At 66.4% G+C, this 15,936-nt stretch carries 17 protein-coding genes; 7 read left to right on the top strand and 10 right to left on the bottom strand.

Going from position 1 to position 15,936, the window contains the following annotated elements:
• Positions 1 to 10: 10 nt before the first annotated feature.
• Positions 11 to 1,933: an excinuclease ABC subunit UvrC gene (uvrC, locus tag AC1RJ5_RS18160; protein ID WP_493114901.1), complete on the bottom strand. Its 1,923-nt coding sequence runs from the start codon at positions 1,931 to 1,933 to the stop codon at positions 11 to 13.
• Between the two features lie 98 nt (positions 1,934 to 2,031).
• Here uvrC and AC1RJ5_RS18155 point away from each other — a divergent pair, with 98 nt between their 5' ends.
• Positions 2,032 to 2,778, top strand: coding sequence for a class I SAM-dependent methyltransferase (locus tag AC1RJ5_RS18155; RefSeq protein ID WP_342249550.1), 747 nt, complete (start codon positions 2,032 to 2,034; stop codon positions 2,776 to 2,778).
• A gap of 173 nt (positions 2,779 to 2,951) precedes the next feature.
• Here AC1RJ5_RS18155 and AC1RJ5_RS18150 read toward each other — a convergent pair whose 3' ends face one another.
• Positions 2,952 to 3,143, bottom strand: coding sequence for a hypothetical protein (locus tag AC1RJ5_RS18150; protein WP_269572738.1), 192 nt, complete (start codon positions 3,141 to 3,143; stop codon positions 2,952 to 2,954).
• A 71-nt stretch (positions 3,144 to 3,214) separates the two neighbouring features.
• Here AC1RJ5_RS18150 and AC1RJ5_RS18145 point away from each other — a divergent pair, with 71 nt between their 5' ends.
• The gene (locus AC1RJ5_RS18145) at positions 3,215 to 3,670 is read left to right on the top strand and encodes a surface-adhesin E family protein (protein ID WP_493114899.1); all 456 of its coding nucleotides are present in this window, start codon (positions 3,215 to 3,217) and stop codon (positions 3,668 to 3,670) included.
• 27 nt (positions 3,671 to 3,697) lie between these two features.
• Here the strand turns inward: AC1RJ5_RS18145 and AC1RJ5_RS18140 are convergent, their stop codons facing one another.
• From AC1RJ5_RS18140 to AC1RJ5_RS18115, 6 genes are all read right to left on the bottom strand, one after another.
• Entirely contained in the window at positions 3,698 to 5,557 is a 1,860-nt protein-coding gene (locus AC1RJ5_RS18140) for a CHASE3 domain-containing protein (protein WP_342249552.1), read from the bottom strand.
• A gap of 55 nt (positions 5,558 to 5,612) precedes the next feature.
• A complete protein-coding gene (locus AC1RJ5_RS18135; protein ID WP_184169043.1) occupies positions 5,613 to 6,164 on the bottom strand; it encodes a F0F1 ATP synthase subunit B family protein in 552 nt (183 codons plus the stop codon).
• The gene (locus AC1RJ5_RS18130) at positions 6,157 to 6,651 is read right to left on the bottom strand and encodes a F0F1 ATP synthase subunit B family protein (RefSeq protein WP_269572742.1); all 495 of its coding nucleotides are present in this window, start codon (positions 6,649 to 6,651) and stop codon (positions 6,157 to 6,159) included. The genes AC1RJ5_RS18135 and AC1RJ5_RS18130 overlap by 8 nt, the downstream gene beginning before the upstream one ends.
• A gap of 18 nt (positions 6,652 to 6,669) precedes the next feature.
• Complete coding sequence (locus AC1RJ5_RS18125; protein WP_086130767.1) at positions 6,670 to 6,885, bottom strand: F0F1 ATP synthase subunit C; 216 nt, start codon at positions 6,883 to 6,885, stop codon at positions 6,670 to 6,672.
• Positions 6,886 to 6,948: 63 nt separating this feature from the next.
• Positions 6,949 to 7,722 (bottom strand): F0F1 ATP synthase subunit A, encoded by a 774-nt coding sequence (locus tag AC1RJ5_RS18120; protein ID WP_342249553.1) that lies wholly within the window; start codon positions 7,720 to 7,722, stop codon positions 6,949 to 6,951.
• A complete protein-coding gene (locus tag AC1RJ5_RS18115) occupies positions 7,719 to 8,021 on the bottom strand; it encodes an AtpZ/AtpI family protein (RefSeq protein WP_446745967.1) in 303 nt (100 codons plus the stop codon). The genes AC1RJ5_RS18120 and AC1RJ5_RS18115 overlap by 4 nt, the downstream gene beginning before the upstream one ends.
• Before the next feature lie 174 nt (positions 8,022 to 8,195).
• Here AC1RJ5_RS18115 and radC point away from each other — a divergent pair, with 174 nt between their 5' ends.
• Both radC and AC1RJ5_RS18105 read left to right on the top strand, forming a co-directional pair.
• The gene (gene radC / locus AC1RJ5_RS18110; RefSeq protein WP_269572743.1) at positions 8,196 to 8,876 is read left to right on the top strand and encodes a RadC family protein; all 681 of its coding nucleotides are present in this window, start codon (positions 8,196 to 8,198) and stop codon (positions 8,874 to 8,876) included.
• A 283-nt stretch (positions 8,877 to 9,159) separates the two neighbouring features.
• Positions 9,160 to 9,456 carry a hypothetical protein gene (locus tag AC1RJ5_RS18105; protein WP_493114895.1) on the top strand — a complete coding sequence of 99 codons (297 nt, stop codon included), beginning with the start codon at positions 9,160 to 9,162 and terminating at the stop codon, positions 9,454 to 9,456.
• 102 nt (positions 9,457 to 9,558) lie between these two features.
• Here AC1RJ5_RS18105 and AC1RJ5_RS18100 read toward each other — a convergent pair whose 3' ends face one another.
• Positions 9,559 to 10,107, bottom strand: coding sequence for an EF-hand domain-containing protein (locus tag AC1RJ5_RS18100; protein ID WP_493114893.1), 549 nt, complete (start codon positions 10,105 to 10,107; stop codon positions 9,559 to 9,561).
• A gap of 244 nt (positions 10,108 to 10,351) precedes the next feature.
• Between AC1RJ5_RS18100 and purB the strand changes: the two genes are divergently transcribed.
• The 3 genes from purB (at position 10,352) to AC1RJ5_RS18085 (ending at position 15,496) form a co-directional block, all read left to right on the top strand.
• On the top strand, positions 10,352 to 11,662 hold the full coding sequence (gene purB / locus AC1RJ5_RS18095) for an adenylosuccinate lyase (protein ID WP_184169049.1): 1,311 nt from the start codon (positions 10,352 to 10,354) through the stop codon (positions 11,660 to 11,662).
• A gap of 240 nt (positions 11,663 to 11,902) precedes the next feature.
• On the top strand, positions 11,903 to 14,455 hold the full coding sequence (locus tag AC1RJ5_RS18090; RefSeq protein WP_493114890.1) for an HWE histidine kinase domain-containing protein: 2,553 nt from the start codon (positions 11,903 to 11,905) through the stop codon (positions 14,453 to 14,455).
• 234 nt (positions 14,456 to 14,689) lie between these two features.
• Positions 14,690 to 15,496 carry a hypothetical protein gene (locus tag AC1RJ5_RS18085; protein ID WP_493114888.1) on the top strand — a complete coding sequence of 269 codons (807 nt, stop codon included), beginning with the start codon at positions 14,690 to 14,692 and terminating at the stop codon, positions 15,494 to 15,496.
• A gap of 42 nt (positions 15,497 to 15,538) precedes the next feature.
• Here the strand turns inward: AC1RJ5_RS18085 and AC1RJ5_RS18080 are convergent, their stop codons facing one another.
• Positions 15,539 to 15,862, bottom strand: a complete 324-nt coding sequence (locus AC1RJ5_RS18080) for a winged helix-turn-helix transcriptional regulator (RefSeq protein ID WP_269572747.1) — start codon at positions 15,860 to 15,862, stop codon at positions 15,539 to 15,541.
• Between the last annotated feature and the right edge of the window lie 74 nt (positions 15,863 to 15,936).

The following is a 15,936-nucleotide window of genomic DNA, read 5'->3' as shown; positions in this document are numbered from 1 at the left end:
TGTTTCCAGCTCAGCGCGCGTGGAAATAATCATAGACCTGCTGCGCCACGCCGGCGCTGACCCCCGGCGCCTTTTGCAGGTCCTCCAGGCTCGCCGAGCGCACCGCGCGGGCCGTGCCGAAATGCATCAGCAGCGCCTTCTTGCGCGCCGGGCCGATGCCCGGAACCTCGTCGAGCGGACTCGCCCCGATCGCCTTGGCGCGCTTCTCGCGGTGCGCGCCGATCGCGAAGCGGTGCACCTCGTCGCGTAGCCGCTGGAGATAGAACAGCAAGGGCGAATTGACCGGCAGCATCAGCTCGCGCCCGTCCATCAGGTGGAACACCTCACGGCCCTCGCGCCCGTGATGCGGTCCCTTGGCGACACCGACCAGGCAGACATCCTCGATGCCCAGCTCCTCGAGCACCGCCCTGGCGGCATTCAACTGCCCGCGCCCGCCGTCGAGCAGCACCAGGTCCGGCCAGGTGCCGCCCTGCCGGTCCGGATCCTCCTCCACCGCGCGGGCGAAGCGCCGGCTGAGCACTTCGCGCATCATCCCGTAATCGTCGCCGGCCACGGTCTCGGGCCGCTTGATGTTGAACTTGCGATACTGGTTCTTCTGGAAGCCCTCGGGCCCCGCCACCACCATCGCGCCCAGCGCATTGGTGCCCTGGATGTGCGAGTTGTCGTAGACCTCGATCCGCTCGGGCGGCTCGGGCAGCTCGAAGAGGTCTGCCACTTCGGCGAGCAGCTTGGCCTGGGTCGTCCCCTCGGCCAGCCGCCGGTCGAGCGCTTCCACGGCATTGCGCTTTGCCTGGTCGAGCAGGCGGCGGCGCGGCCCGCGCTGCGGCACGCCCAGCGCCACCTTGTGCCCGGCACGTTCCCGCAGGGCTTCGGCGAGCAGCGCCGCTTCCTCCAGGTCGCGATCGACGAAGATCGTCTTCGGTGGCGGCACTTCCTCGTAGAATTGCATCAGGAACGCGGCGAGCACCTCGTCCTCGGACACCTCGTTGGTGTGCGCCGGGAAGAAGCTGCGATGCCCCCAATTCTGGCCGCCGCGGATGAAGAAGGCCTGGATTCCCATCACGCCGCTCTTGCTGGCGAGCGCGAAGATATCCGCATCGCCCACCCCCTCGGCATTGATCGCCTGGCTGCCCTGGATGAAGGTCAGCGCCTTCAGCCGGTCGCGCAGGATCGCCGCCAGCTCGAAATCGAGCGCTTCCGCCGCGTCCTGCATCTGCGCGCCGAGCTTGGCCTGCACCTTGGTCGACTTGCCCATCAGGAAGTCGCGCGCGTCATCGACCAGCTCCTCATAGGCAGCCGGTTCGATGCGATCGACGCAGGGCGCCGAGCAGCGGCGGATCTGGTAGAGCAGGCACGGCCGGTCGCGCGTGTTGAAGAAGCTGTCGGTGCAGCTCCTGAGCAGGAACAGCTTCTGCAGCGCGTTGAGCGTCTTGCGCACCTGTCCGGCACCCGCGAACGGGCCGAAATAATCGCCCTTCACCTTGCGCGCGCCGCGGTGGAGCTGGATGCGCGGGAAACCGTGGTCGCGCCGCAGCAGGATGAACGGGAACGACTTATCGTCGCGCAGCAGTACGTTGTAGGGCGGGCGGAAGCGCTTGATCAGCTGCGCTTCGAGCAGCAGCGCTTCGGCCTCGTTGTTGGTGGTGACGATCGTCATCGACCGCGTCTGCGCCACCATCCGCTGCAGCCGCTTCGACAGGCGCATGACCTGGGTATAGTTGGTCACCCGGTTCTTGAGCGCCCGCGCCTTGCCGACATAGAGCACATCGCCGCGCGCATCCTGCATCCGATAGACGCCCGGCCGCGCCGGCAGCGTCTTCAGCACGTTGCGGATCGCGGCGACGCCGGCCTCGAGGTCGGGCGCATCGACGCCGCGCACGGCGAAGGTGGCGGTCTCTTCGTTGAATCGGTTGGGCGAATTGGGATCGGACATCGTCGCACGGGATTTAGGGTCCGCCTTCGTCGCAGGCAACTTGAACGGCCACATCAATGTGTCATGCTCGCCTCAAACACATGGAGGAGAGTCGTCCAATGAAACTCGCCCTGTCCGCCGCGCTGCTCGCGCTGGCCGGCCCGATCGCCGCGCACGCCCAGACCGTCCCCGTCCCCATCGCCAAGGGGCTCGCCGATGCCGGCCGCCCGCAGGCCGACAAGGATCGAGACGCCACCCGCCACCCCGGCGAGATCCTTGCCTTCGCCGAAATTGCACCGGGCGAGAAGGTCGCCGACTTCATCATGGGCGGCGGCTACTGGACGCGCATCCTTGCGCCGACGGTGGGCGCCAAGGGCAAGGTCTATGCCTACCAGCCCGCCGAGTTCATCAAGTTCCGCGCGGCCTATGCCGATGAGCAGAAGGCGGCCGTGGAAGGCCGCGCCAATGTCGTGCCGTCGAGCGACAGCCTGCAGAGCTTCGCCTTCCCCGAACCGCTCGACGCGATCGTGACGGTGCAGAACTGGCACGACATGCACCTCAAGGCATGGCCCGCGGGTTCGGCCAAGGCGATCGCGAAGAAGCTCTATGATTCGCTCAAGCCCGGCGGCGTGCTGCTGGTGGTCGACCATGTCGCCAACGCCGATCCGGACTTCGCCGCGCCGCAGACGCTGCACCGCATCGATCCCACCGCCGCCCGCGCCGAGATCGAGAGCGTCGGCTTCAAGTTCGAAGGCGAACTGCCGCTGCTGCGCAACGCCACCGACCCGCATACGGCGAACGTCTTCACCCCGGAGATCCGCGGCAAGACCGACCAGTTCATCTACAAGTTCCGCAAGCCGAAGTGACACGGCGGGCCCCGCGCCCCGTCCCGTTATGTCGGCGGTTTGCTTCGGCAAACCCATCGTCACCCTGAACTTGTTTCAGGGTCCAACTTTCCACTGGCGATATCGTTGGTGGAGGGTTGGATGCTGAAACAAGTTCAGCATGACGGAACGGACGGCCGGCTAATGCCCTGCGCCTACCGCCCCGCCGCATTCTCCAGCGCGTTCGCCCGCGCCTCGATGCGTTTCATCGTTGCCTCGGTCCGCGCGCCGATGTCGTTCGCGCGGCGATGCTCCTGCGCCATGCCGTGCCAGATGACCCCGATCATGAAGACGAGCAGCAGGGCCGTGAGCGCGGTGGCGAGCTGGAGCCAGCGTTGAATGGTCATGCCCCTACCCTAGCGTCCCCGGCCCGGCCCGGCCAGCACGCCTCTTTGCACCGGAATGGAGTCATGGCAGCATGGCGCCACGCAACCTGGGGGAAATCGTCATGCGCATCCTGCTCGCAGCCGCCGCACTTCTGCCGCTCGCTTCGCCCGCTGGTGCCCAGCAATGGTATCATGTCGGCGGCAACGACAACACGCAGAGCTATGTCGACCTGGCCAGCCTGCGCCCGCTTGCCGACAAGATCATCGGCGATGTCGAGAGCGTCTATATCCAGCCGATCGGAGAAGGCATCATCGCCGCCAGGATCCGCACCGAGTTCAATTGCCAGGCCAAGACCTTCCGCACGCTCGAATACAGCTTCTATGCGCCGGGGGGCAAATTCCTCCGCACCGAGCCGTCGGAAACGCTGAACGAGATCAAGACGCCGAAGCCGAATAGCATCAACGAGTCGATCATGGACTTCGCCTGCCTGCGCAAGGGCGGCACCGCAGTGGCCAACCCGTTCACCCACGCGCCGACCCAGTTCTAGGAGCGGGCGGGCACGGGCCCGCCCCGCTCAATCCTCGCGGTCGAGCACCTGTCGCACCTTGGCGGCAAGCTGGCCGATGCTGAACGGCTTGGCGAGGAAGTCGACGTCATGGTCGAGCATCCCGTTATGCACGATCGCGTTGCGGGTATAGCCAGTGGTGTAGAGTACCGGCACCTGCGGCAGCCGCTCGCGCACCCGCCCGGCCAGCGTCGCGCCGGTCATGTCGGGCATCACGATATCGGTGAACAGCAGGTCGATGCTCGGATGATCGTCGAGCATCGCCAGCGCCTGGGTCGGACCCGAGGCGTGGATGACGACATAGCCCAGGTCGCGCAGCGCATCAACCGACATGATCCGCACCTGCTCCTCGTCCTCGACGACCAGGATGATTTCGCCCTTGCCCTGCGGCAGCTCGGCCTCGGGTGCCGGCACCGCGCGGCGGTCTTCCTCGCCGAAATGGCGCGGCAGATAGAGCTTGAGGATCGTGCCATGGCCGATCTCGGAATAGATCTTCACATGGCCGCCGGACTGCTTGACGAAGCCATAGACCTGGCTGAGCCCCAGCCCGGTGCCCTTGCCCACTTCCTTGGTCGAGAAGAACGGATCGAAGGCGCGTTCGATCACCTCCTCGGGCATGCCGCTGCCGCTGTCGGTGACCGAGACCATCACATATTGCCCCGGCACCACCTCGTTGTGGCTGGAGGCATAGGCGTCGTCGAGATGGGTGTTCGCCGTCTCGATCGTCAGGCGGCCGCCCTCGGGCATCGCGTCGCGCGCGTTGACGCAGAGATTGACCAGCGCGTTCTCGAGCTGCCCCGCATCGATGAAGGCCGGCCACAACCCGCCCGCCAGCACCGTCTCGAAGCGGATCGTCTCGCCGATCGTGCGGCGCAGCAGCTCGGACATGCCGGCGACCAGCCGGTTCACGTCGAGCGCGGCCGGGGCCAGCGGCTGGCGACGGGCGAAGGCAAGCAGGCGCGAGGTGAGCTGCGCGGCGCGCTCGGCGCCCTGCAGCGCACTGTCGATCGACTGGGCAGCCTTGGCGGGATCCTTGAGGATCCGCCGCTTGGCCATGTCGAGCGATCCGATCACGATCGCCAGCATGTTGTTGAAGTCGTGCGCGATGCCGCCGGTCAGCTGGCCGATCGACTCCATCTTGCCGAGCTGGCGGAGCTGCGCTTCGGCGGCCTCGCGCTGCTCGGTCTCCGCGAGCAGCTGGCCGTGCGCGGCCTCCGCCGCATCACGGGCCAGCACGGCGGCGTGGGTGCGCCGCATCGCCGTGCGCGTGACGAAGAAGGCCACCACCGCCACGCCGATCGCGGTCAATGCCAGCCACAGCAGCAGCAGGTTGGTCTGCAGCACGGCGTGCCGGTTGCGCTCGGCGAGCAAGGCCGCCTCATGCGCGCGCATCTCGAGGATGAGCGCGCGGATCTGCCGCATCTGGTTGAGCCCGACACCGGTCTTCACCCCGGCGGTGACGCCCGCGGTATCCCCGCGCCGGATCATCTCGATGAACTGGGAAAGCCGGGCAAGCCGTTCGGTGGCGAGCGTGTCGAGCCTGGCCGCACGCTTGGATTCGACCGGACTGTCGGCCACCAGCCGGTGCAGCTCGTCCAGTTCGCTGCGCAGGCCCTGCTGGCCAAGCGTGAACGGCTCGAGATAGGCTTCGTTGCCGGTAATCAGATAGCCGCGCTGGCCGGTCTCGGCCTGCTGCACGACCGAGAGCACGCTGCTCAGCTGCTCTTCCACCTCGAGGGTGTGCGCCACCCAGCGCTGCGACTGTCGTTGCCCCTGTACCAGGAACACCGCGCCGATCAGCGCGGCGGCAAGCAGCGCGAAGGAAATCAGGAGGGCGACAAGCCCGGGGTCCCGTTGTGCGCGCGGCAACGCGCTGCCGACAGCGGGAGGAAGGGCCGAACTGGAATCGCGCCCTTCCGGCACCTCAGTTCAGTCGGCCGAGCCCGGCGATGGTCTTGTCGACCAGTGCCTTGTCCGCTTCGGCGCCGTGCTTCTCGGCGATGATCGCGCCGGCAGCCGCGGCGGCGGCATCGGCGGCCTTGGCACGGACTTCGGCGATCGCGGCGCGCTCGGCGGCGGCGATCTTGTCCTCGGCCATCTTGGCGCGGCGCTTGGTCAGTTCCTTGGCGTCCGCCTCGGCCTTCTTGAGCAGCGCAGCGGCTTCCGCCTCGGCATGGGCGACGATCGCGGCGGCATCCGCTTCGCTCGAGGCGTTGCGCGCCTTGGCCGCGGCCAGCTCGGCCTCCGCTTCGGTGCGCAGCGCGGTCGCCTGGTCGAGCTGCTGGCGGATCGAATCGATCTTGGCGTCGAGCATCTTGCCGATCATCGCCGGCACGCGCTTCCACAGAATGATACCGACCACCACGAGCATCGCGATGGCGACGAAGCCCGGCGCGGTGATGCCGAACGCCGACGGCTCATGATGAAGTTCCACGGTGCCGGTCTCCGCCTTCATGCCATGAGGTTGTTCAGCCATTGGCCAGCGCCGCCTTCACTTGCTTGGTAACCGACGCGCGGTCGGCCTTCACGCCCGAGAGCTTGGCGACGATGTCCTGGACGGCGTCCACCGTCTCGGCCTCGATCTCGCCCAGCGCCTGGGTCTTGGTCGCTTCGATGCGCACGGTAGCCTCGGCGATCTTCGCCTCGGACGCGGCATCGCCCTTCTTCACCTCGGCCTCGGACTTGGCGGTCGCCTTGTCCTTGGCCTTGGTCACCGTCGCGAGGGCAGTGGTCCGGGCCGATTCCAGCCCGGACTCATATGCCACGTCGGACGCGTGGGCAGCATCTCGGGCAGCCTCAGCCGCGGCGAGGTCCCCGGCGATGCGGGCGTTGCGGTCTTCGACCGTACGCTCGATCTTCGGAACCATCGCCTTGCCGATCCCGAAATAGATGAGCGCAAACACGATCGCGAGCCAGAAGAGCTGCGACGCGTAGATCTCAGGGATTTGGGATAGCTGCGGCATCTTGGCTGTCCTTGAACCTTAGCCCTTGACGACGAACAGGATCAGGATCGCGACGACGAACGCGATCAGACCCAGAAGCTCGGCACCGGCGAAGCCGATGAACAGGCGGCCCTGCTGGCCGTCAGCTGCGCCCGGATTGCGCAGCGCGCCCTCGAGGAACGAACCGAACACGTTGCCCACGCCGAGCGCGGCCAGGCCGATGCCGATCGCCGCGAGGCCGGCACCGATGTACATTGCACCAACGTCAGTCATTTCTAGCTCCCTACGTAATCCAATAAACCAAACGAACAGCGCGACTTAGTGCAGGTGCACCGCGTCGTGGAGATAAAGCGAGGTCAGCAGCGCGAACACATAGGCCTGGATCGCGCAGACCAGCAGTTCGAGCGCGCTCACGCCGATGATCATCAGCATCGATGCGAACCACACGCCATAGCCGATGCCGCCCGCGTTGAGGCCCTGCACGGCGAAGCTGCCGAACACCTCGAGCAGGATGTGCCCGGCGGTCATCGCGACGAACAGTCGCAGGCCCAGCGAGAACGGACGCACCATGAACGAGATGAACTCGACCGGGATGATGACCGGCATCAGCCACAGCGGCGCGCCGTGCGGCACGAACAGGCCGAAGAACTTGAAGCCATGCTTCCAGAGGCCGACCGCGAGGACGATGCCGAACGAGAAGAAGGCCAGCACCGCGGTCACGGTGATGTGGCTGGTCACCGCGAAGGTGTGCAGCCCCGGCACCACCGCCAGCGGCAGGATGCCCACCAGGTTGGCGAACAGGATGAAGAAGAACAGCGAGAAGATGTACGGGGCGAACTTCTTGCCGCCCTTGCCGATGCTGGTGTTCACCATCGAATCGATGAAGCCCACCGCGCCTTCGGCCATCAGCTGCCACTTGCCCGGGATCAGCGAGCGCTTCATGCCGCCCAGCATGAACACGAACAGCAGGCCTGCCACGACGAACATGAACAGGGCCGAGTTGGTGAACGAGAGATCGTAGCCAAGCAGATCGAACTTGATCAGCTTGCCGACCTCGAACTGCTCCATCGGATTGATTGCGCCGGCGCTCACTCAACGCGCTCCTTCGAGATCTTGTAGATGTTGCGGAAAGCCGCCGCGATCGACAGCACGAGCAGGGTCAGCAGCAGCCACGGGCTGGTACCCAGCCAATGGTCGAGCGCATAGCCCAGGATACCACCGCCGAGCGGCATGCCGATCAGGTCCATCAGCACGCGCGAGCCCTGCTTGTAGCCCTTGGCATCGGCAGGCGCCTTGACGACCTCGCCGGTGCGCGCAGCCTCGGCCGCCTTGGCATCGGCGATGCGGCGGTCCAGGTCGCTCGGAGCACGGTCTTGGGTCAAGGCGGTCAAGGCGTTCCAGATATGAAAAAAGCCGCCGAGAGAGCGGCGACATTGAGCATCGCCGACTGTTTCAGCCGCGTTGCTCGGGCGCTTTAGGAATGCTGGCCGGGCGAGTCAACTCTAACGCCAAATCGGCGAAATCCTCGCCTTGAATAACTGTGGATTTGCAGGAACAAATCGCGGATGCCCGAGGCCCCGGACAATAGCGGTCACCGCGCGCGCCTGCGCCGCCGCCTGTTCGAGGGCGGGCCGGACGCGTTGCTCGATCACGAGCTGATCGAATATCTGCTCGCGCTGGCGATTCCCCGGCAGGATACCAAGCCGCTCGCCAAGGCGCTGCTCCACGAATTCGGCGGCATCGCGGGGTTGTTCACCGCCGATGCCGAGGCGCTGGCGCGGGTAAAGGGCATGGGCGAGACCAGCGTCGCCGCCTTGAAGGCTACCCAGGCCGCCGCGCTCCGCCTGCTGCGCGCCGAAGTCGCCGAGCGGCCGATGCTGTCCAACTGGCAGGCGCTGCTCGACTATCTCCGCGCCGACATGGCGCACCACAGCACCGAGCGTTTCCGGGTGCTCCACCTCAATTCGAAGAACATGCTGATCCGCGACGAGCTGATGAGCGAAGGCACGATCGACGAGGCCGCGGTCTATATTCGCGAAGTGATCCGCCGCGCGATCGACCTGGGCTCGGCCGCGCTGATCCTGGTCCATAACCACCCCTCGGGCGACCCCTCCCCCAGCCGCGCCGACATCGAGATAACCCGCCAGATCGCCACTGCCGCCAAGGGATTGGGAATATCGGTGCACGACCACATCATCATCGGTCGCGACGGGCATGCGTCGCTGCGGGGACAGGGGCTGATCTGACAACACGATACGACGCGGCAGCAATTGCCCTCCGGTCGGACCAGTGCCACGAACGCGGCATGCGTGACGAAGCAACCTCGGTTTCCGATGCCCCCGCGATCATCGAGTTCGCAGCCTGGCACACCCCGTCGAGAACGAACCCCTGGCCCTTGGCCGACTGAATTTCGACCCAGGATCGCCGCTGGTTACCTATCCGGACGGAAGGTGCCTTGCACTCCCGCCGACACAACCCGCATCGAACCACGAATTCGAAGCGACCTTCATCTCGATTGAAAGCGAAAGGGTGGTCCGGGTCACGTCCAATGAGGTGATCGCATTCCGCGTCCTCGATGAGAATGGACTTCTCGACCTGTGGCACGCTTCCGCCTCGACACCCCGGCCCGGCCAGACAACCTTCCGCGCCACCGGTCACCCTTGGTCACAGGAAAGCTTTCTGGCGTTTCTCGGCGCAGGAGATTGTCCGCGATTCAGCTATTTCATCGCGACCAGCGACCTGTGCCTCGAACTGGTTTGCTCTGCCGATCCCGCCGTGGAGATCGTCGGGCCTGCCCTTGTCGCGCCGCCCGGCCGATCCGCCTGACCAGCGGCCCACATCATTCCGCCCAAACCAAACGGCCGCCGGAGGCAAGTCCGACGGCCGTTCGGGAGTAAGCGCCATGCGTATGGCGGCGCGACGAAAGTATTAGCCGGGCTGCTTCGGCGTCAGGAACACCGTCAGCTCCTGCTTGTTCACCGACGCGTTCTTGTCGGTGTCCGCGCTGGTGAAGGCCTGGCTCGACCAGCTGGTCGCCTCGGCGGTACCCGGCTGGAAGCTCGGCTCCGAAGCCTTGCGCAGCGAGCCCATCCATTCGGCGAACTCGGCCTGGTTCAGCTTGCCATCGGCATCCTTGTCATAGCTGCCGAAGTCGCGGCCCACCGCCTGGGCGACCTGCTCCTGCGTTGCAGCCGGAGTCGCCTCGGGCTTCGTGGTTTCCGCCACGCCCGTGGCGGGCTGGGCCGGAGCCGCCGAGCCGTTATCCTGGGCGACGCTCTGGGCGGGCTGCGCCGGCTGGGTCGACGGGTCGGCCGGAGCCGGATTCGCCTGCGCGGTAGCTGCCTGTTCCGGAGTGCCCGGCGCCTTGTCGTCGGTTACAGGCGGAGTTGCCTGTTCCGGAGCGGGGGCAGTCTGCTTCGGCTGGCTATTATCCTGCGCGGGCGTTTCCTGCGCAAAGGCCGGAACAGCAAACAGCATAGAAGTAGCAAGAAGCATTGGCTTCAGCATTTGCAATTCTCCTGTGTTGTTTCGGACGATTATTATAACCATCCATCTTTAGATCTATTGATCCATTCACGGTAACAACAATCTATCTAGGGATGTTGTTCCGGATTTCAGCCGTTGCAGCCTCAGCCTACCCCTGCTAGGTGCCGCCTCGTCGCATTTGATTTGCCCTGTGGCGCGCCTGCAACGGCAGCGCCGGCCCGAGAAAGGAAAATCCATGGTCCCCCGCTATTCGCGCCCCGAGATGACCGCGATCTGGTCCCCCGAAGCGCGCTTCCGCATCTGGTTCGAGATCGAGGCGCACGCGACCGAGGCGCTGGCCGAACTCGGCGTGGTGCCGAAGAGCGCCGCCAAGGCGCTGTGGGACTGGTGGGCGACCAACCCGGCGATCGACGTCGCCGCGATCGACGCGATCGAGGCCGTGACCAAGCATGACGTGATCGCCTTCCTCACCTGGGTGGCCGAGCAGGTCGGCGACGAAGCGCGCTTCATGCACCAGGGCATGACCAGCTCGGACGTGCTCGACACCTGCCTCGCGGTCCAGCTGGCGCGTGCGTCGGACATCCTGCTCGCCGATCTCGACCAGCTGCTCGAAGTGCTCAAGCGCCGCGCCTATGAGCACAAGCTCACCCCGACGATCGGCCGCAGCCACGGCATCCATGCCGAGCCGGTCACCTTCGGCCTCAAGCTCGCCGAGGCCTATGCCGAGTTCAAGCGCAACAAGGAGCGCCTGCTCGCCGCCCGCGCGGACATCGCCACCTGCGCGATCTCGGGCGCGGTCGGCACCTTCGCCAATATCGATCCGCGCGTGGAGCAGCATGTCGCCGACAAGCTCGGCCTGTCGGTCGAGCCGGTCTCGACCCAGGTGATTCCGCGCGATCGCCACGCGATGTTCTTCGCCACGCTCGGCGTGATCGCCTCGTCGATCGAGCGCCTCGCCGTCGAGGTCCGCCACCTCCAGCGTACCGAAGTGCTCGAGGCCGAGGAATATTTCTCGCCCGGCCAGAAGGGCTCGTCGGCGATGCCGCACAAGCGCAACCCGGTGCTCACCGAGAACCTGACCGGCCTCGCCCGCATGGTGCGCAGCGCGACTGTCCCGGCGATGGAGAATGTGGCGCTGTGGCACGAGCGCGACATCTCGCACTCCTCGGTCGAGCGCTATATCGGCCCGGACGCGACGATCACGCTCGACTTCGCCCTCGCCCGCCTCACCGGCGTGATGGACAAGCTGCTCGTCTATCCCGAGCGCATGCTGAAGAACCTCAACAAGATGGGCGGCCTCGTCCATTCGCAGCGCGTGCTGCTCGCGCTCACCCAGGCCGGCGTCAGCCGCGAGGACAGCTATCGCCTCGTCCAGCGCAACGCGATGAAGGTGTGGGAATCGGACGGCCAGCTCTCGCTGCTCGAACTGCTCAAGGCCGATCCCGAAGTCACCGCGGCGCTTTCGGTGCAGGAGCTCGAGGACAAGTTCGACCTCGGCTATCACTACAAGAATGTCGACGTGATCTTCGATCGCGTCTTCGCCTGATCCGGCAATTTGCGTCATCCCGGCCCATTGCCGGGATGACGCGCCTCCCCCGGCATCTGCCCGCCGGATTTCCCCGCGCCCATCTTGATGCAGATCAGCGCGCCGGGCAGTGGCAGCAACTACGGATGGGTATAGACCGTCTCCTGCGCAGCCCGGCAGCGCCGGAGACCGCAATCGCCGCGGCACCTGCGACCTTTGCGGCCTTCGAGCGTTCAGCGGTCAACTGGAGAAGGGCAGAGATTGGCGACGGACAGTAATTTCGAGGTCGATCTCACCAATTGCGATCGTGAACCCATTCATGAGCTGGGCGCCGTCCAGCCCTTCGGATTCCTGCTCGCGCTCTCGGTCGACTGGCTGATCCGCCGCGTCTCCGCCAACGCCGAGCAATATCTCGGCACGCCTGCCGACGACCTGCTCGGCACGTCCGCGGTGCCCTTGCTTGGCGAGCATGCCGTCCACACGCTGCGCAATCGCCTTGCCATGCTCCGCGGCAATGACGCGGTGGAACGCGTCTTCGGACTGAAGATCGCCAGCGGCCGCAGCTTCGATTTCGCGCTCCACATGATCGGCGACACGATCGTCCTCGAAGGCGAGGAAAGCCGCGACGAGGCCACCACCGATGTCGGCTCGGCGATCCGCGCGATGATGGCCCGGCTCGACGAGACCAGCGATTCGGCGAGCTTCTACCGCGAGGGCGCCCGCCAGGTCCGCGCGCTTACCGGCTTCGACCGCGTCATGGTCTATCGCTTCGATCGCGACGGCTCGGGCGTGGTGGTTGCCGAAGCCGCGCGTGCCGGCATCGGCAGCTTCCTCGACCTGCGCTATCCCGCCAGCGACATCCCGCAACAGGCGCGCAAGCTCTATGTCCGCACGCCCTTCCGCATCATCGCGGACGTCAATGCCGAGCCGGTTCCCGTCCTGCCCCGGCTCGACGAGACCGGGGCGCCGATCGACCTGTCGCTCTCGGTGCTGCGCTCGGTCTCGCCGATCCATATCGAATATCTCAAGAACATGGGCGTCGGCGCCTCGCTGTCGATCTCGATCATCGTCGAGGGCCAGCTCTGGGGCCTGTTCGCCTGCCACCATTATTCGGCCCGCTGCCCCAGCTTCGAGCGCCGCTCGATCGCCGAGCTGTTCGGCCAGATGTTCGCGCTCAAGCTCGAAAGCCGCGAGCGCAAGGAGCTGGCCGCGTACGAGATGGCCGCACGCTTCTCCAGCGACCGGCTGCTCGCCGCGGTCGCGGGCGATTCGACGCTGCTCGACAATCCCGAATGGCTGGGCACGACGATGCGCGAGACGGTGCCGTGCGACGGCGTCGCGATCTGGCTCGACGGCAAGGTCGCCTATTCGGGCATGACCCCGCCGGCCGAGGCGTTCAGCGCGATCACCCGCCGGCTCAACGCGATGGCCGCTGGCAAGATCTTCTCGACCGATCGCCTGGCCGACACGCTGCCGACCGCCTCGGACTATGACGATGTCGCCGCCGGCATGCTGGCGATCCCGATCTCGCGCCGCCCGCGCGACTATGTCCTGCTGTTCCGCCAGGAGAAGATCCGCACGGTCAAATGGGCCGGCGATCCGCACAAGCCCGCCCAGCTCGGCCCCAACGGCCCGCGCCTCACCCCGCGCAAGAGCTTCGAACTCTGGTCGCAGGAAGTCCGCGGCCGCTCCGAGCCGTTCAGCAACGCCGAGCTGCGCGTGGCGGAGATGCTGCGCGCCTCGCTGATCGAAGTCGTGCTGCGCCTCAGCGACGATGCCCAGGAGGAGCGCCGTCGCTTTTCCGAGCGGCAGGAGCTGCTGATCGCCGAGCTCAACCACCGGGTCCGCAACATCCTCAGCCTGATCCGGGGGCTGGTTCGCCAGTCGCTCGATCCGGAATCGGACAAGCGCGAAACCATCCACCTGCTCGAAGGCCGGATCGAGAGCCTCGCCCGCGCGCACGACCAGATCACCCAGGACAATTGGTCGGCGGCCCCGCTCTCCCGCCTGATCGAGACCGAAGCCGCCGCCTATCTCGGCGGCAAGGCCGGCCGCGTGTCGATCGAGGGACCGGCGGTGATGCTGCACCCCCAGGCCTTCTCCACGCTTGCCCTCGTCTTCCACGAGCTGATGACCAATTCGGCCAAATATGGCGCGCTTTCCGACAACGGCACCGTCAACGTCGTCTGGCAGCTCGATCGCGAGGGCGATCTGGAGATCGAGTGGTTCGAGCGCGGCGGCCCGGCCGTCCAGCCGCCGAAGCGCCAGGGCTTCGGCACCACGATCATCACCCGCTCCATCCCCTATGACCTGGGCGGCCGGGCGGACGTCTGCTATCCGCTCACCGGCCTCGAGGCCAGTTTCTGCGTCCCCGCGCGCCACATCGAGATCGACGGAAACCGCGTGCTCGGCCCCGCGCCCACGCCGCAGCCGACTGCCGGCGAGGAGGTCGCCAAGCTGCTCTCCGGCGTGGTGCTGCTGGTCGAGGACAGCCTGATCATCGCGATGGACGCGGAGGATATCCTCACCCGGCTCGGCGCCCGCCGCGTCGTCACCGCCGGCACGCTCGCCCAGGCCCGCGACGAGATCGGCCGCGAGGCGTTCCAGGCCGCGGTGCTCGACGTCAATCTCGGTGCCGAGACCAGCCTGCCCCTCGCCGACGACCTTGCCGCCGCCGGCGTGCCCTTCCTGTTCGCCACCGGCTATGGCGAACAATTGAAGCTCCCGCCCGAGCATGCCGAGGCGCTGGTGACGCAAAAGCCCTACACCCTCGCCAGCATCTCCCGCGCGCTCACCAGCCTGCTTTCAATGTAGGATTTCAACCGATACGACTCGCTGCGTTCGCCAGATCGCAGGGTTGGATCGTATCGATATTCGCATGCGGGTTCCGCAAACCCGCCGTCACCCTGAACTTGTTTCAGGGTCCAATGTGCCTCAGGCGGTATCGCTGGGGGGAGAGTTGGATGCTGAAACAAGTTCAGCATGACGAACGCGTCTGGATGCGTCCGGCCCTTCTTTCGCGCGAAGACTGAGAAGAAGGATCAGGGCATGCCAATCGGCGCATCGGTGGGGAAGAACGGCGTCAACGACCTGGCCGACGTCCTCGTCGTCCAGCACCTGCTCAACGACTGGCTGGGCTTCACCGGCCAGAAGCTGCTGCCGACCACCGGCGAATGCGGCACGCTCACCATCGCGGCGATCATCGGCTATCAGGGCAAGGCTCTCGCCATGCCGGCGCCCGACGGGCTGATCTCCCCCGGCGGCAAGACCTGGCTCGCGCTCGCCGCCGGCCAGGGCGCCCGCCCACCGCTCTCGGGCGCGGACTGGTGGAATGCCAACCAGGCCAGATATCCGAACAGCGCCGCGGTCGCCGACCTCGTCCAGCCCTTCCGCGACAACGTCGCCGCCTTCCTCAAGGCGCTGAAGGACGCCGGCGCCACCGTCACCATCTCCTCCACCCGCCGCAACGCGACGCGCGCGCACCTGATGCACTATAGCTGGCGCGTGGCGAACGGTTCGGTCGCGCCGAACAAGGTCCCCGCCTTGCCCGGACTCGCCATCCAATGGGACCATGGCGAGCTCGCCAGGTCGAAAGCCGCCGCGCAGCAGATGGTCAAGCTGTTCCAGATCGCCTTCGAGCCCTCGCTCACCTCACGCCATATCGAGGGCCGCGCGATCGACATGACGATCGGCTGGACCGGCACGCTCAAGATCAGGGACAAGGCCGGCAAGACCCGCGAGATCGGCACACCCCGTGCAGGCGATACCAATACCGATCTCCACAAGCTCGGCGCCGGCTACGGCCTCATCAAGCTGCTCAGCGACCCGCCGCACTGGAGCGACGACGGACGGTAGCCTTCCCGGATCCTTCCCCTATTTGCTGGGGGAGGAGAGGATTTATTCCCCCTCGCCCGCCGCGTCGAACCGCCGCCGCGCCGCTTCCAGCTCGGGCAAATTCGCGGTCACCCATTGCCCCAGCGCGATCACCGGCACCTGCAGCGAGCGCCCGAGCGGAGTCAGCGTATATTCCACGCGCGGCGGGATCGTCGGGAACACTTCGCGCGTCACCAGCCCGTCGCGTTCCAGCCCGCGCAGGGTGAGCGTCAGCATCCGCTGCGATACCCCGTCGATCCCGCGCTGCAGCTCGCTGAACCTCTTGGTCCCGTCGCTCAGCATCATGATCGTCAGGATGCTCCATTTGTCGCCGATCTTGGCGAGCATCGCGCGGACCGGGATGCAGCTCTCATGCCCGCCGCCTGCGTGCCCCTCGCTTACATGGATGTGCCTGGGTTCCA

It is taken from the genome of Sphingomonas sp. GW822-FHT03G08, assembly GCF_058801135.1.
Note: the sequence above shows the minus strand (reverse complement) of the source record. Positions and strands in the feature narration are given on the sequence as shown.

What these genes read in the sequence shown, in the direction of transcription:
- uvrC (WP_493114901.1), bottom strand. Translation starts at nt 1,933, where the DNA reads ATGTCCGATCCCAATTCGCCCAACCGATTCAACGAAGAGACCGCCACC.
- AC1RJ5_RS18155 (WP_342249550.1), top strand. Translation starts at nt 2,032, where the DNA reads ATGAAACTCGCCCTGTCCGCCGCGCTGCTCGCGCTGGCCGGCCCGATC.
- AC1RJ5_RS18150 (WP_269572738.1), bottom strand. Translation starts at nt 3,143, where the DNA reads ATGACCATTCAACGCTGGCTCCAGCTCGCCACCGCGCTCACGGCCCTG.
- AC1RJ5_RS18145 (WP_493114899.1), top strand. Translation starts at nt 3,215, where the DNA reads ATGGCGCCACGCAACCTGGGGGAAATCGTCATGCGCATCCTGCTCGCA.
- AC1RJ5_RS18135 (WP_184169043.1), bottom strand. Translation starts at nt 6,164, where the DNA reads ATGGCTGAACAACCTCATGGCATGAAGGCGGAGACCGGCACCGTGGAA.
- AC1RJ5_RS18130 (WP_269572742.1), bottom strand. Translation starts at nt 6,651, where the DNA reads ATGCCGCAGCTATCCCAAATCCCTGAGATCTACGCGTCGCAGCTCTTC.
- AC1RJ5_RS18125 (WP_086130767.1), bottom strand. Translation starts at nt 6,885, where the DNA reads ATGTACATCGGTGCCGGCCTCGCGGCGATCGGCATCGGCCTGGCCGCG.
- radC (WP_269572743.1), top strand. Translation starts at nt 8,196, where the DNA reads ATGCCCGAGGCCCCGGACAATAGCGGTCACCGCGCGCGCCTGCGCCGC.
- AC1RJ5_RS18100 (WP_493114893.1), bottom strand. Translation starts at nt 10,107, where the DNA reads ATGCTGTTTGCTGTTCCGGCCTTTGCGCAGGAAACGCCCGCGCAGGAT.
- purB (WP_184169049.1), top strand. Translation starts at nt 10,352, where the DNA reads ATGGTCCCCCGCTATTCGCGCCCCGAGATGACCGCGATCTGGTCCCCC.
- AC1RJ5_RS18085 (WP_493114888.1), top strand. Translation starts at nt 14,690, where the DNA reads ATGCCAATCGGCGCATCGGTGGGGAAGAACGGCGTCAACGACCTGGCC.
- AC1RJ5_RS18080 (WP_269572747.1), bottom strand. Translation starts at nt 15,862, where the DNA reads ATGCTCGCCAAGATCGGCGACAAATGGAGCATCCTGACGATCATGATG.